Consider the following 13,582-nt stretch of genomic DNA (forward strand, 5'->3'; position numbering starts at 1 on the left):
CAGACTTCGCAATTTAGACACAACCCCGCACTTTCGAACGAGACTAGGAGTGAACAATGCAACGCCAACAGACGCGCCCCCCCCGCCCAACAGGAGATAATGTCATTTCGCTGTTCGATCAAAAACACTCTGCCCCCGAAGGGGTCTTAAATCAATTGTTCACCTATTGGGAGCAACTACGCGATGGCCGCATGGCCCCCATTAGATCCGAGATTGATCCTCGCCGCATAAAGGGAACTCTACAACATACCTTTATTCTAGAGCGCGTGACACACGGTGCACCCAAGTTTCGATTGGCGGGAATCGAGGTTTGCGATCTGTTGGGGATGGAATTACGCGGGATGCCAGGACATGCGTTGTTTGATGATATCGATAGGGCACGCTTTAACGATATCCTGGAGGGTGTTTTACAGTCCCCTCATATTGCAGAATTACGTTTGCAGGGAAAATTAGCCGCCGATCACATGGTGCGGGCCAAGATGATTTTGCTACCGCTTCAGGGCGATAAGGGCGAGTTGAATCGTGTACTAGGCGCAATCACCCTCGATCGAGAGCTAATGCGCCCGCCGGTGCGTTTTACCATCGAGCACAAAACCGTTACTCGAATTATCTCAGGCCAGAAAATTCCGGATTTCGCACGGGCAGAGCTGGCGTTCAATGAAAGTAGCACGCCCTTTAACCACCACCCTAAAAGGGCGCCCACAGCTGGTGAACGCCCGATTTTGAAACTGGTTGAATAACCGCTTAACTGGCTTTGCGTTGTGCTTCGCGGCGCGTTTCCAGTAGCTCTGCCACTAAGAATGCCAGTTCTAGAGACTGCGACGCATTCAGGCGAGGATCGCATGCAGTATGATACCGCGAGGACAGATCCTCGTCTGTTACCGCACGTACACCACCGGTACATTCGGTCACATCCTTACCAGTCATTTCAAAATGCACACCTCCAGGAACCGTTCCCTCGGCCGCATGCACAGCAAAGAACTCTTGGACTTCACGCAGGATGCTGTCGAACGGTCGCGTTTTATAGCCAGAGGCCGCCTTGATGGTATTGCCGTGCATCGCATCACAGGTCCATAGAACATTACGCCCCTCTGCCTGAACCGCCTGAACAAGTTTAGGCAGATGATCCCCTACATTACCCGCACCAAAACGCGCAATCAGGGTTAAGCGGCCCTCTTCGTTTTCCGGGTTCAGTCGATCAATCAAGCGCATCAAATCATCGGTGGAAATGCTTGGGCCACATTTCAATCCAATGGGATTTTGCACTCCACTACAGAATTCAACATGCGCACCATCAGGTTGGCGTGTGCGATCCCCAATCCAGATCATGTGACCTGATCCAGCGATTGGCACCCCTGTGGTGCTGTCAACGCGGGCCAAGGCCTCTTCGTATTCCAACAACAATGCCTCGTGAGAGGTATAGAAATCAACGGTGCGCAGGCTATCCGTGCTAGCTGAACTGATGCCAGCAGCGGTCATGAAATCCAACGCATCAGAGATACGGTTGGCCAAATCTTTGTACTTTTGAGCAGATCCTGCCGCATTGGCAAAGCCCATGTTCCATTGTTGTACATGGTGGATATCCGCATAACCACCCTGAGAGAATGCGCGCAACAAGTTCATCGATGCCGCCGATTGTGTATAGGCACGCAACATATTTGAAGGGTCTGGAATTCGAGCCTCTGGGGTGAAATCCAATTTGTTGATGATATCACCGCGGTAGCTGGGCAATTCCACGCCATCGATGGTTTCCGTTGGGGCAGAACGTGGTTTAGCAAATTGACCCGCAACGCGACCAATTTTCACCACCGGCACCTTGGCACCAAAGGTTAAAACCACAGCCATTTGTAACATTACCTTGTAGGTATCGCGCAACGTGTCCGCATCAAACTCATCAAAACTCTCGGCGCAATCGCCACCCTGTAGCAAGAACGCATCGCCACGTGCTGCAAGGGCAAGTTTGGCACGCAGAGCTCTGGCTTCGCCAGCAAAAACTAACGGTGGATAAGACGCCAGACGAGCTTCTACTGCGTTTAACGCTGCTTCGTCGGTATATTCTGGCATCTGGATCCGCTCTTTGCTGCGCCATCCTGATTTTGTCCAAGCCGTTGTCATTTTCTGACTCCATAAATTTTATAAGAACCTAAGCTGTAAAACATGATTCGTGATGAAACCAGCGCTTTTTCTAATCTATCCCCACATGAGCGTAGAACTTCGATGATTTTCTATTGAATTAGCGCCAAAGTGGCGTAAAGCTCGCCAAGTCCGATCAATAGTTCATCAAGGGTACAGCAATGTCCGAGACTAAACCTAACAAACGTTTTGTATTTTTGTTGCTCGAGGAATTTTCTCAACTGCCTTTCACCTGTGCCGTAGAGACACTGCGCCATGCAAACCGCTATACTGGGCGGCTGATTTACGATTGGATATTAGTCGGAGAGACTGGGGAAACCGCGCGTGCATCGAATACTATTTCGTTCAACCTGAACGCGGATCTTATTGAAACAAAACGCGATGATGTAATTGTGGTGTGCGGCGGGATCAACATAAAGGAGAACACCACCGCGCCCGTTATAAACTGGCTGCGCAAAGAGGCACGCAAGGGTGTTCAGATTGGCGCGATTTGCACGGCCCCTTATGTCCTGGCCAAGGCGGGATTACTGGATGGTAAGCGCTGTACCATCCACTGGGAAAACCTAGACAGCTTTCAAGAAGATTTCCCGGAGTTGGATCTGCAAAAGACCGTCTTTGCTGTGGATGGAAATCGTTTTACGGCCGCGGGCGGCGTATCTTCGATCGATCTGATGCTGTCGATCATTGGCACCGACATTAGCCAGGATGCATCGAATTGGGTTTCGGATCAGCTGATTTACAATACCGCACGCACCGAGCGCGATGGTCAGCGCCTATCGATCCCAACCCGTATTGGTGTGCGCCACCCGAAGCTTGCGAATGTTATCAAAATGATGGAAGGCAATATCGAAGAGCCGATCTCGCCTTCGATGCTGGCCCAAGAGGTTGGCATGTCGACGCGGCAATTAGAACGTCTATTTCGCCGGTACCTAGATCGCTCGCCCAAGAGATATTATATGGAATTGCGCCTGCAAAAGGCGCGCAACCTGTTGATGCAAACGGATATGACGGTGATCAATGTCGCCCTTGCCTGCGGATTTACCTCGCCTTCGCATTTTTCAAAATGCTATCGCGCGCAATATGACACCACCCCCTATCGTGAACGCGGCGGCCCGATTAGCGGCTGATCCGATAGGCCGCATTATCCCCAACGGATAAGAACCAAATAGATCCATCAGGTGCTTCGCGGATATCACGGATGCGATTGTAGTGATCCTGAAACAGGCGCTCTTTTTCTGACAACTCGTCCATCTCTAGGGCGCTGCGCGAAATCATATCAAATTTCAGCGAGCCTACAAAAATATCCCCCTGCCATTCGGGAAACATATCGCCTTGATAAATCATCATTCCCGAGGGTGCGATTGAGGGGTCCCAAAACAGCATTGGTTGCTCGTGCCCAACCTTGTGTGTGCCTTCACCCACCTTTAGACCGCTATAGTGACGCCCGTAGGAGATAACCGGCCAACCATAATCAAGACCAAACTTGGGTTGATTGATTTCATCACCTCCCTTTGGCCCATGCTCTACAATCCATATTTGCCCCAAATCATCCAGCGCCCCTCCTTGTGGATTACGGTGCCCAGATGAATGTATCTCTATGGTCCCCTCACGGGTGACGCGCATGACCTTGCCGCTATAGTGATCCATACTTTGCGCGTGTTTCGGGGTGCCGTGATCACCAATGGTTACAAACAGATCTCCGTTCTCAGCCTCTACCACGCGTGATCCGAAGTGCTTGCCCTTGGTCGATGCTCGTTTCATTCGAAACAATTCTTGCACCCTTGTCAGACTTTGGTGATCGGAGGATAGGGTCGCCACGGCCATGGCCGTTCCGGCACCTTTGCCCATAGGCGCAGCATAGGTCAGAAAAATCTCGCGGGTCTTGTCGAAATCACGTGAAATAACCACATCCAGCAACCCGCCCTGCCCCTTGGCAACCACTGTTGGTAGGCCAGAGACCTCTTTGCGCCCGTCTTTTGAAACCCATAACATTTTGCCTCCCCGCTCTGTGATCAGAACAGTGCCGTTGGGCAGGATACCAATGGCCCAAGGTTCTTTTAGACCCCCAACCATTTTCTGCACTTGAACGGTGCCTGCCATCGTGTCACGCGGCTCCGCCAAGGAAAAACCGCAACTTAACGTTAGAAAAATCAGGCATAGATATCTCAGCATAGCGTCCTCATAAAAATATCTTTCGAATTCTTGATTCATCCCTAATATACCGCTGATTGAAGGAGTTTCATATGCTTGACGGAAAAATTGCACTGATCACTGGTTCTACCAGCGGAATTGGCGCAGGTATCGCGCAACATTTGGCGCAACAAGGTGCACAGGTGATCATAAACGGGTTTGGCGAGCAATCGGTTATAGATACCCAACTGGCCGAACTATCTGAAGCATCTGGCAGAGCGGCACAATATTATGGTGCAGACATGAGCAAGCCGGCGCAAATCCGCAGGATGATTGCAGACATTCAAAATGATCATGGCCCGATAGAAATTTTGGTGAACAATGCGGGTATCCAGCACGTCGCCCCAATCGAGGATTTTCCCGATGAAAAATGGGATGCCATTATTGCCATTAATCTAAATTCTGCGTTTCACTGCACCAAAGCGGTGATCGGCCCCATGAAACAGGCCGGTTGGGGACGCATTGTAAACATCGCATCCGCCCACAGCATTTCAGCATCCCCATTTAAATCTGCCTATGTGGCCGCAAAACACGCGATTATGGGCCTAACCAAGACCGTAGCCCTAGAGGTGGCAGAGGCAGGCGTTACCGTAAATGCCGTATCGCCGGGATATGTTCTTACCCCCTTGGTCGCCGCCCAGATACCCGACACGGCCGCTGCGCGCGGCATTAGCGAAGAGGCGGTTAAGCGCGATGTTCTCTTGGCCGCGCAGCCAACGCGAGAGTTCGTAGAAATCACAGATGTCGCATGTGCGGTTGGTTTTTTATGCTCGGGCGCGGGTAAGGCGATAACCGGCACGAATATATCAATGGACGGCGGATGGACCGCAAAATAGCCAAGTACAACGCAGGGCAAATTGATCAGAATTTGGTATCTAGTTCTGAAATTACCTTGAAATACCGAAATTGGTTTTTAATTAACCCCAAATTATTGCGTTTCGCAGAACAAACTGTATGTGACGCACAGACGTGAACACTTTAATCGGAATTTATCATGACCGCAGAAAACCTCCTTCCTGTTCCTGAACTATACGCGCCATTTGATATGGCGGATCAGCTAAAGCTGGAGGCGGCCGATTTGATCTCTTGGGATTTGACCCCGCGCCAAATTTGCGATCTAGAGCTGCTGTTGAACGGCGGCTTCTACCCCCTAACCGGATTTCTGGGCGAAGAGGACTACACCAGCGTTGTTCAGGATATGCGCCTAAGCGATGGGCATCTGTGGCCAATGCCAATCACGCTTGATGTGGGCAAGGATTTTGCGCAAACGCTAAAGACCGGTCAGAAAATTGCCCTGCGCGATCAAGAAGGTGTAATTCTGGCGACCCTTGATGTAGCCGATATTTATACTCCCGATAAATCCAAAGAGGCCGAGCTGGTTTTTGGGGCTGATGATCAGGCCCATCCTGCGGTAAATTATCTGCACAACACCGCAGGCGAGGTTTACTTGGGTGGTAAGATTACTGGTATTCAACAGCCCGTTCATTATGATTTTCGCGCGCGCCGCGATGGCCCCAATGAGATGCGTTCCTATTTTCGCAAGCTGGGCTGGCGCCGCATTGTGGCTTTTCAGACCCGTAATCCCCTGCACCGCGCCCACCAAGAGCTGACCTTTCGCGCGGCCAAAGAGGCCCAGGCCAACCTGCTGATCCATCCGGTGGTCGGCATGACCAAGCCTGGCGATATCGATCATTTCACCCGCGTGCGCTGTTACGAAGCGGTGCTGGATCAGTATCCATCCTCTACCACCACGATGAGCCTGTTGAACCTTGCTATGCGCATGGCCGGCCCACGCGAAGCCGTGTGGCATGGATTAATCCGCAAGAACCACGGCTGTACCCACTTCATCGTTGGCCGCGATCACGCAGGGCCGGGCAAGAACAGCGCCGGCGAAGATTTTTATGGCCCCTATGATGCACAGGATCTGTTCCGAACACATCAAGAGGAAATGGGCATTGAAATGGTCGATTTCAAACATATGGTTTATGTTCAAGACCGCGCCCAATACGAGCCAGCGGATGAGGTAGAAGAGGGTGTGACGGTTTTGAATATTTCGGGCACCGAATTACGCCGCCGTCTTGCCGAGGGTTTGGATATCCCAGAATGGTTCTCATTCCCACAGGTGGTGAAAGAGCTGCGTAAATCGCGCCCCCCACGCGCACAGCAAGGGTTTACAGTATTCTTTACCGGGTTTTCGGGTTCTGGAAAATCCACAATTGCCAATGCGGTTATGGTCAAACTAATGGAAATGGGCGGACGCCCCGTTACCCTATTGGATGGTGATTTGGTTCGCAAAAACCTGTCTTCGGAATTAGGCTTTTCTAAGGAGCACCGAGACCTAAATATTCGCCGCATCGGCTATGTAGCGTCTGAAATCACGAAAAATGGCGGTATCGCTATCTGTGCGCCTATTGCCCCCTATGCCACTACACGGCGTGCGGTACGCGAAGATATCGAAGGTTTTGGCGCATTTGTAGAGGTGCATGTTGCAACCTCTATCGAGGAATGTGAACGCCGTGATCGCAAAGGTCTATATAAATTGGCCCGAGAAGGTAAAATCAAAGAATTTACTGGCATTTCCGACCCCTACGATGTACCCGAAAACCCAGAACTTCGTATAGAGACCGAAAACGCAGAGGTTGATAACTGTGCGCAACAAGTCATTCTAAAACTTGAAAGCATGGGGCTGATCAAGGCCTAGAAACCAAATAATTAGGGCAAGCAAATGACATTACGAAATCCGCTTTTAATTGCTGGCCCACTATTCCTAATAGTCAGCTTCGCCCTAATGGGCGTGGGATACGTCCTGTTTGGGAAAAATAACAGCTGGGAAAAACAAGGCGTTGAAGTCATCGCCTTGGTAACCAAGGTGGACACACGGCTTCAAAGCAAAAAGAAAAAGAACGGCCCTGGGCGATTAACAAAAACCCTATATAGCCCCGTTTATCGCATCCAAGATCAAGACGGCAATGTTGTTGAATACGCATCAGACGTTTGGAGCAGCGAAACAAACTTTAGCGTTGGGCAACAGGTGGATGCGCTTTACAATCCGAATTCAGGAAAGATTATTGCAAAGAGTAGCCAAGGCACTAATAGCCTGATCTCTTATGCATTAATGGCAGCAGGGGCTCTGTTTTTCGTAATCTCACTGCTGATCATTCGAGCCAGCCTGCGCCGGCGTTCTTAAAACGCCAAACTAGTGTACGGATTGCAGATTGAATTCGTGCTCTTTGGCCAATGCGAAGGCCACGTTTTGATCCTCGACCAAGGCGATCTGCGTGCCATCTTCTGAGAAAACCGCAAACAATGGCGTGTTATCGCCCAGCTCCATCTGAATATCCCGCGGCAGGTCCGCTAGCGTAATCGGACGAATGTAAACGATATTGCTGGGTAGGCCCATTTGTTCAAATACTGGTGTCATGTCTTGCTTCAATTCTTTTTAATTTCGATCGTCTGTACGATTGTGTCAGGCACTGTTCTGCTGAGGTCTACATGCAACAGTCCGTTTTCTAGATTAGCGCCTGCGACCTCGACACCGTCTGCTAAAACAAAGCTACGCTGGAATTGGCGCGCGGCGATTCCACGATGCAGGAAGACCCGCCCCTCAGAATCGTCAACTTGACGCCCCCGAATAACCAGCTGGCTATCCTCTAGGGTTATTGCCAAATCTTCGTCACGAAATCCAGCCACAGCTAAGGTGATGCGATAGCTGCTCTCGGAGCTTTGCTCAATATTATATGGGGGATAACCTTCGTTACCTGATTTTGCAGTACGTTCCACCAAGCGATCCAACTGTTCAAAACCCAGCAAAAACGGGTGGGAGGCAAAAGATATCTTTGTCATGTTTTAGCCCTTTATAAAGCGACTGTCTGTGGCCCCAATCGGCGGCCTGAAATATAATATGGTTATTAATCAAAGGATTCTCAAGCGAATTTGAGTGAAATATTCAAACATTCCCGTTATAAGCTCGATAAGAGAAGAGCAGAGCATAACTAAACCATGACAGAATCACCCAAAATGAACCGCCAAGAAGTGCTGCGCATTGAATTAGCGCAAAAACGATTGGCCCATAGGGATCTAAACGATTCTATTGATGCGCTTCATCTATCCGTAAATCCAGATTTGCTAACGTTACAGCGGCTAAAGCGCAACAAACTGGCGATAAAAGACGAAATCAAGCGGTTAGAAGACGCAATCACGCCGGACATCATTGCCTAAGGCAAGGCATCGGTTTATATCCGCCTTTTGTTGGCTTTGGGAACGCATATGGCACAGATAACAGTTGGAATCATCATGGGGTCGCAATCAGACTGGACCACCATGAAGGAAGCTGCGGATATTTTAGACACACTGAGTATCCCCTACGAGAAAAAAATCGTATCTGCCCATCGCACGCCAGATCGGCTGTGGGATTATGGAAAAACGGCCGTAGATCGCGGGCTAAAAGTGATTATCGCTGGCGCCGGCGGTGCGGCGCATTTGCCCGGTATGATGGCCAGTAAGACCCGTGTACCTGTCTTAGGTGTACCGGTTCAGACCCGCGCACTTAGTGGCGTTGACAGCCTCTATTCCATCGTTCAAATGCCCAAGGGCTTCCCTGTGGGTACCATGGCAATTGGGGCAGCGGGGGCAGCGAATGCCGGGCTAATGGCGGCCGCGATTTTGGCGAATAATGATCCCGATTTAGCCGCGCGATTGGATAAATGGCGCACTGATCTATCCGCATCGATTGCAGATGAGCCTGTCGATGAGTAATCCCCTAAAACAAGGCGCTGTAATTGGTATACTCGGCGGTGGCCAACTGGGCCGTATGCTGTCTATGGCCGCGGCGCGGCTGGGATTCAAAACCCATGTTTTTGAACCCGGCGCCAATCCACCTGCACAGGATGTATGCCACCAAGTAACCACCGCCCCCTATACGGATGTGGCGGCCTTGGAAAAATTCGCGAAATCTGTGGATCTGATAACGTTTGAATTTGAAAACGTGCCTGCGGATGCCTTGGATTTGCTGGAAACCTTGCGCCCCGTTTTACCCCAGCGCCGTGCACTGGCCACTAGCCAAGACCGCATCGTCGAAAAGGAATTTCTCTCTGACCTTGGCATTGATGTTGCTCCCTTTGCCAATGTAGAGAACAGCGACGATCTGGCGCGTGCCGTAGAACGCGTGGGCGCTCCATCCATCTTGAAAACCCGCCGCTTTGGGTATGATGGTAAGGGCCAATATCGGTTAAAATCCCGCGATCAGGCACAGCAAGCATGGTCAGAACTGGGCCAGGAACCCTGTGTACTAGAAGGTTTCGTTGATTTTTCTCACGAGGTTTCTGTCATTGGCGCGCGCAGCCAATCAGGCGAGGTAGTTTGTTACGATCCTGGTCAGAATGTACACAAGAATGGGATTTTAGACACCACGACCGCACCGGCAAAAATGGTTGGATCTCAACGCATGGATGCAGTTTTGCTAACTGGTAAGATATTGAATGCATTAGATTATGTGGGCGTAATGGGCGTAGAGCTGTTTGTAACACCCAAGGGGTTGATCGTTAATGAAATCGCACCGCGCGTACACAATTCCGGTCATTGGACTCAAGATGGCTGTGCGATTGACCAGTTCGAACAACACATTCGCGCCGTTGCCGGATGGCCCTTGGGCGACGGATCACGCCACTCTAATGTTTTGATGACCAATCTGATTGGAGAGGATATTTTCGCGCTCGAAGACGCGGCCCAAGATCCCGATGTTTGTATTCATCTATATGGCAAGGCCGAAGCAAAGGCCGGACGAAAAATGGGTCATACCAATAAGATTTCACCCCGCACGAACTAGTCGGCTGGGTGGTCAAATCGGCCATTGGCCAGAAATGCCAAAATTTGCGCAAAAACTGCGCGGTCATTCATCATGAATGTATGGGTGACCGGCAGAACAATGTGATCATCCATGCCTTCGATGATGGTGCTGCTTACAGATACTTTGCCATCATCTTCGCCGTCAATCAGACCAGAGAAGTAGGGCGAGACCGATTGATCCCCTGCGATAACACCCAGTTCAAACTCAACAGGCCCTAACTGATTAGGCAGGCTGTTGGGATCAGTTCCCAATCGCAATCCCACCTCGCCATTCAACAGCTCAAACCCAACCCAATCTCCAGTTTCATCTACGATTTCGGACCCATTGTTAGGCGGGCCTAACATCACAGTGCGCGCCCAGTTTTCAGGAATATCGCCGTTCAAACTCTCGTGATATTTCCTCAGCAAAATCCCACCCAAAGAATGGGTAATGAAATGCATCCTTTTGGCATCTTTGCACATCTCAACCCCCTTCGCAGGGCCCACTTCAATCAGATGTTCAAAGCTCTCTCTGCGGCTGGGGTAGTCGATATTCTCTACCTGATATCCCAGACGTTCTAGACGCCATTCAAGGATTGTCATCGACAAGGCACTGCGCGCCAACCCATGCAATAGCACCACACAATCCTTTGCATGCACGGGTTGCCCCAATTGGAAAACAGCAAGAGCGGTGAAGATTATGCAGCGTATCATCAGTATCTATCAAAAGGCTATCTATTGCCTTCAACCCTAAGACCTAGCTGTGCTTTCGTCCATAGAGAGAAAATATAATACCACCAATCACCACCGTACTGGCGATCAATACACGTGCCTCAATAGGTTCAAATAACAGCAGTGCGCCAGCCACTATTGCAATGATCGGCACCGACAGCTGAAAGATCGCGGCCCGCGTTGTACTTATTTTGGGCAAAACCGTATACCACACCAAATATCCCAGACCTGATGTTCCTGCACCAGATAAAGCCGCCAACAAAGCACCCCTTGCGCTAAGTGTTTCGGATGGCGCAACGAGCCATATACCCAAAACCACCGGCAGGATCATTGCAAAGCTCAGCGTTGTTGCCTGTAGCGGTTCGCGCGCGCCCTGCCCTGCGATAGAAAACAAGGCCCAGCCGATGCCAGCAGCGATCATTACAACAATCGCGCGCCCGCCACCGACTTGTAAATCAGGATACAACAGATAGACCAAACCAACGAAAGCAACCATCGCCCCAAGGTATTCAAAGACATGTGGGCGTTGCCCGCGTAGGATCGCCCCGATAAACATCGATATTTGCACAGATCCGAACAGCAACAACGCACCAAAGCCAGCATTCAGTGCCACATAGGCCAGTGAGAAGGCCACCATGTAGATCAATAGACCAACCGGCCCCATCACGCCGATATCGCGCTTGGGTAGTCTGCGATGTTTGGCCAGAAATACCAACAACAGCATCCCTGCCCCAGACAGCACGCGAATAGCGGCGAATCCAATTGGCCCGATAGCACCAGAAGACAGCGCATACCGATTTAACAGGGAGTTGCCAGCAAAAGCCGCAAGGGCTGTGAGAATAAGGATGTAAAGACGCATATGCTGTGTCTTGCAGGTGCTGAGCGCACTGTCAAATCCGGATCAGTCATTGGCAGGCATATCACGCAGACGTTAGAATTGAAAAAGGCCGCCCCTAGGGCGACCTTTCAGTATTTAGCAAATCGGCAATGCCGCATGCGTATAAATCGTATCAATGGCCAAGGCCATAGAAACCGATTATTACATCATGCCGCCCATGCCACCCATGCCGCCCATATCAGGCATGCCGCCACCAGCGGCGCCACCAGCAGGTGCAGGGATTTCGCCAACCATTGCTTCTGTTGTGATCAACAGACCAGCGATGGATGCCGCATCTTCCAATGCAGTACGCGTAACTTTTGCAGGATCGATAACACCGTAGCCGAACATGTCGCCATATTCTTCTGTTTGGGCGTTAAATCCGAAGGCTTTGTCGTCGCTGTCACGAACTTTGCCAGCAACCACAGCGCCATCAACACCAGCGTTTTCTGCGATTTGACGCAAAGGTGCCTCTAGTGCGCGGCGAACAATGCCGATACCCGCATCTTGGTCAGAATTGTCGCCTGCCAGATCAGCCAAAGATTTGGCGGCCTGAACCAATGCAACACCACCACCCACAACAACACCTTCTTGTACGGCCGCACGGGTCGCATTTAGGGCATCATCAACGCGGTCTTTGCGCTCTTTAACTTCTACTTCGGTTGCACCGCCAACGCGGATAACAGCAACACCACCAGCCAATTTAGCCAGACGCTCTTGCAGTTTTTCACGGTCGTAGTCAGAAGTTGTCTCTTCGATTTGTTGCTTGATTTGCGCAACACGTGCTTCGATTTCAGCCTTAGAGCCGTTACCGTCGATCACTGTTGTCTCGTCTTTGGTAATCGCAACACGCTTGGCGGTGCCCAGCATATCCATAGTTACTGATTCCAACTTCATGCCCAGATCTTCAGAGATCACCTGGCCACCAGTTAGAATTGCGATATCTTGCAACATAGCTTTACGACGATCGCCGAAACCAGGTGCCTTAACAGCAGCGATTTTCAGACCACCACGCAATTTATTCACAACCAATGTGGCCAATGCTTCGCCTTCAACATCTTCTGCGATGATTAGGAAAGGTTTGCCAGATTGAATAACAGCTTCCAACAATGGAACCATTGGTGCGAGGTTTGTTAGCTTTTTCTCGTGCAACAAGATCAAGCAATCTTCTAGCTCGGTTGTCATTTTGTCTGGGTTTGTCACGAAATATGGTGACAGGTAACCGCGGTCAAACTGCATGCCTTCAACAACGTCTGTTTCTGTTTCCAGACCTTTGTTTTCTTCAACAGTGATAACGCCTTCGTTGCCAACCTTTTGCATCGCATCTGCGATTTGCTCGCCAATTGCAGATTCGCCATTCGCAGAAATTGTACCAACCTGAGCAACTTCGCCGGTATCCTTAACTTCGCGAGACATAGACTTGATAGAATCAACAACTGTTGCAACCGCAGAATCGATACCGCGCTTTAGATCCATTGGATTCATTCCAGCCGCAACTGATTTCAAACCTTCGCGAACGATCGCTTGGGCCAAAACAGTAGCAGTGGTTGTGCCGTCACCGGCGGTGTCATTGGTTTTGGAAGCAACTTCCTTAACCATTTGCGCACCCATGTTTTGGAATTTGTTTTCCAATTCGATTTCTTTAGCAACAGAAACACCATCTTTGGTGATGCGTGGTGCGCCGAATGCTTTGTCCAAAATAACATTGCGACCCTTTGGGCCCAAAGTTACCTTAACAGCATCGGCCAGAACGTTCACGCCTTCTAGCATTTGGTTGCGGGCATCGGTGCCGAATTTTACGTCTTTTGCTGGCATAATACTATGCTC

At 50.4% G+C, this 13,582-nt stretch carries 15 protein-coding genes; 8 read left to right on the forward strand and 7 right to left on the reverse strand.

The window, feature by feature from the left end; translation table 11 throughout:
- The first annotated feature begins 56 nt into the window (after positions 1-56).
- The gene (locus QQL62_RS11745; protein WP_284379417.1) at positions 57-740 is read left to right on the forward strand and encodes a PAS domain-containing protein; all 684 of its coding nucleotides are present in this window, start codon (positions 57-59) and stop codon (positions 738-740) included.
- Positions 741-744: 4 nt separating this feature from the next.
- On the opposite strand, the gene QQL62_RS11750 is transcribed toward QQL62_RS11745, so the two are convergent.
- The gene (locus QQL62_RS11750; RefSeq protein WP_284379419.1) at positions 745-2,115 is read right to left on the reverse strand and encodes a class II 3-deoxy-7-phosphoheptulonate synthase; all 1,371 of its coding nucleotides are present in this window, start codon (positions 2,113-2,115) and stop codon (positions 745-747) included.
- 179 nt (positions 2,116-2,294) lie between these two features.
- On the opposite strand from QQL62_RS11750, the gene QQL62_RS11755 reads away from it, so the two are divergent.
- Positions 2,295-3,260 carry a GlxA family transcriptional regulator gene (locus QQL62_RS11755; protein WP_284379421.1) on the forward strand — a complete coding sequence of 322 codons (966 nt, stop codon included), beginning with the start codon at positions 2,295-2,297 and terminating at the stop codon, positions 3,258-3,260.
- Here the strand turns inward: QQL62_RS11755 and QQL62_RS11760 are convergent.
- Positions 3,250-4,305 carry a PQQ-dependent sugar dehydrogenase gene (locus QQL62_RS11760; RefSeq protein WP_284379427.1) on the reverse strand — a complete coding sequence of 352 codons (1,056 nt, stop codon included), beginning with the start codon at positions 4,303-4,305 and terminating at the stop codon, positions 3,250-3,252. The genes QQL62_RS11755 and QQL62_RS11760 overlap by 11 nt on opposite strands.
- 71 nt (positions 4,306-4,376) lie before the next feature.
- On the opposite strand from QQL62_RS11760, the gene QQL62_RS11765 reads away from it, so the two are divergent.
- From QQL62_RS11765 to QQL62_RS11775, 3 genes are all read left to right on the forward strand, one after another.
- Complete coding sequence (locus tag QQL62_RS11765) at positions 4,377-5,159, forward strand: 3-hydroxybutyrate dehydrogenase (protein WP_284379429.1); 783 nt, start codon at positions 4,377-4,379, stop codon at positions 5,157-5,159.
- 158 nt (positions 5,160-5,317) lie between these two features.
- Entirely contained in the window at positions 5,318-7,024 is a 1,707-nt protein-coding gene (locus QQL62_RS11770; RefSeq protein ID WP_284379432.1) for a bifunctional sulfate adenylyltransferase/adenylylsulfate kinase, read from the forward strand.
- Positions 7,025-7,048: 24 nt separating this feature from the next.
- Positions 7,049-7,510 (forward strand): DUF3592 domain-containing protein, encoded by a 462-nt coding sequence (locus QQL62_RS11775; RefSeq protein WP_284379435.1) that lies wholly within the window; start codon positions 7,049-7,051, stop codon positions 7,508-7,510.
- A 9-nt stretch (positions 7,511-7,519) separates the two neighbouring features.
- Here the strand turns inward: QQL62_RS11775 and QQL62_RS11780 are convergent, their stop codons facing one another.
- Both QQL62_RS11780 and QQL62_RS11785 read right to left on the reverse strand, forming a co-directional pair.
- Complete coding sequence (locus tag QQL62_RS11780) at positions 7,520-7,744, reverse strand: DUF1150 family protein (protein WP_284379438.1); 225 nt, start codon at positions 7,742-7,744, stop codon at positions 7,520-7,522.
- An 8-nt stretch (positions 7,745-7,752) separates the two neighbouring features.
- Entirely contained in the window at positions 7,753-8,166 is a 414-nt protein-coding gene (locus QQL62_RS11785; RefSeq protein ID WP_284379441.1) for an Hsp20 family protein, read from the reverse strand.
- A 156-nt stretch (positions 8,167-8,322) separates the two neighbouring features.
- On the opposite strand from QQL62_RS11785, the gene QQL62_RS11790 reads away from it, so the two are divergent.
- From QQL62_RS11790 to QQL62_RS11800, 3 genes are read left to right on the forward strand one after another with little or no spacing between them, the layout of a single operon-like run.
- The gene (locus tag QQL62_RS11790; RefSeq protein ID WP_284379443.1) at positions 8,323-8,541 is read left to right on the forward strand and encodes a YdcH family protein; all 219 of its coding nucleotides are present in this window, start codon (positions 8,323-8,325) and stop codon (positions 8,539-8,541) included.
- Between the two features lie 48 nt (positions 8,542-8,589).
- Positions 8,590-9,078 carry a 5-(carboxyamino)imidazole ribonucleotide mutase gene (purE, locus tag QQL62_RS11795; protein WP_284379446.1) on the forward strand — a complete coding sequence of 163 codons (489 nt, stop codon included), beginning with the start codon at positions 8,590-8,592 and terminating at the stop codon, positions 9,076-9,078.
- Positions 9,071-10,147, forward strand: coding sequence for a 5-(carboxyamino)imidazole ribonucleotide synthase (locus QQL62_RS11800; RefSeq protein ID WP_284379449.1), 1,077 nt, complete (start codon positions 9,071-9,073; stop codon positions 10,145-10,147). The genes purE and QQL62_RS11800 overlap by 8 nt, the downstream gene beginning before the upstream one ends.
- On the opposite strand, the gene QQL62_RS11805 is transcribed toward QQL62_RS11800, so the two are convergent.
- The 3 genes from QQL62_RS11805 to groL all read right to left on the reverse strand — a co-directional run bounded on the left by QQL62_RS11805 (position 10,144) and on the right by groL (position 13,570).
- Positions 10,144-10,860, reverse strand: a complete 717-nt coding sequence (locus tag QQL62_RS11805; protein ID WP_284379452.1) for an esterase/lipase family protein — start codon at positions 10,858-10,860, stop codon at positions 10,144-10,146. The two genes, QQL62_RS11800 and QQL62_RS11805, sit on opposite strands and share 4 nt — an antisense overlap.
- Positions 10,861-10,903: 43 nt before the next feature.
- The gene (locus tag QQL62_RS11810) at positions 10,904-11,737 is read right to left on the reverse strand and encodes a DMT family transporter (RefSeq protein WP_284379456.1); all 834 of its coding nucleotides are present in this window, start codon (positions 11,735-11,737) and stop codon (positions 10,904-10,906) included.
- 180 nt (positions 11,738-11,917) lie between these two features.
- Positions 11,918-13,570 carry a chaperonin GroEL gene (gene groL / locus QQL62_RS11815; protein WP_284379459.1) on the reverse strand — a complete coding sequence of 551 codons (1,653 nt, stop codon included), beginning with the start codon at positions 13,568-13,570 and terminating at the stop codon, positions 11,918-11,920.
- Between the last annotated feature and the right edge of the window lie 12 nt (positions 13,571-13,582).

The sequence above is a fragment of the Amylibacter marinus genome, from assembly GCF_030160015.1.
Classification (GTDB): domain Bacteria; phylum Pseudomonadota; class Alphaproteobacteria; order Rhodobacterales; family Rhodobacteraceae; genus Amylibacter; species Amylibacter marinus.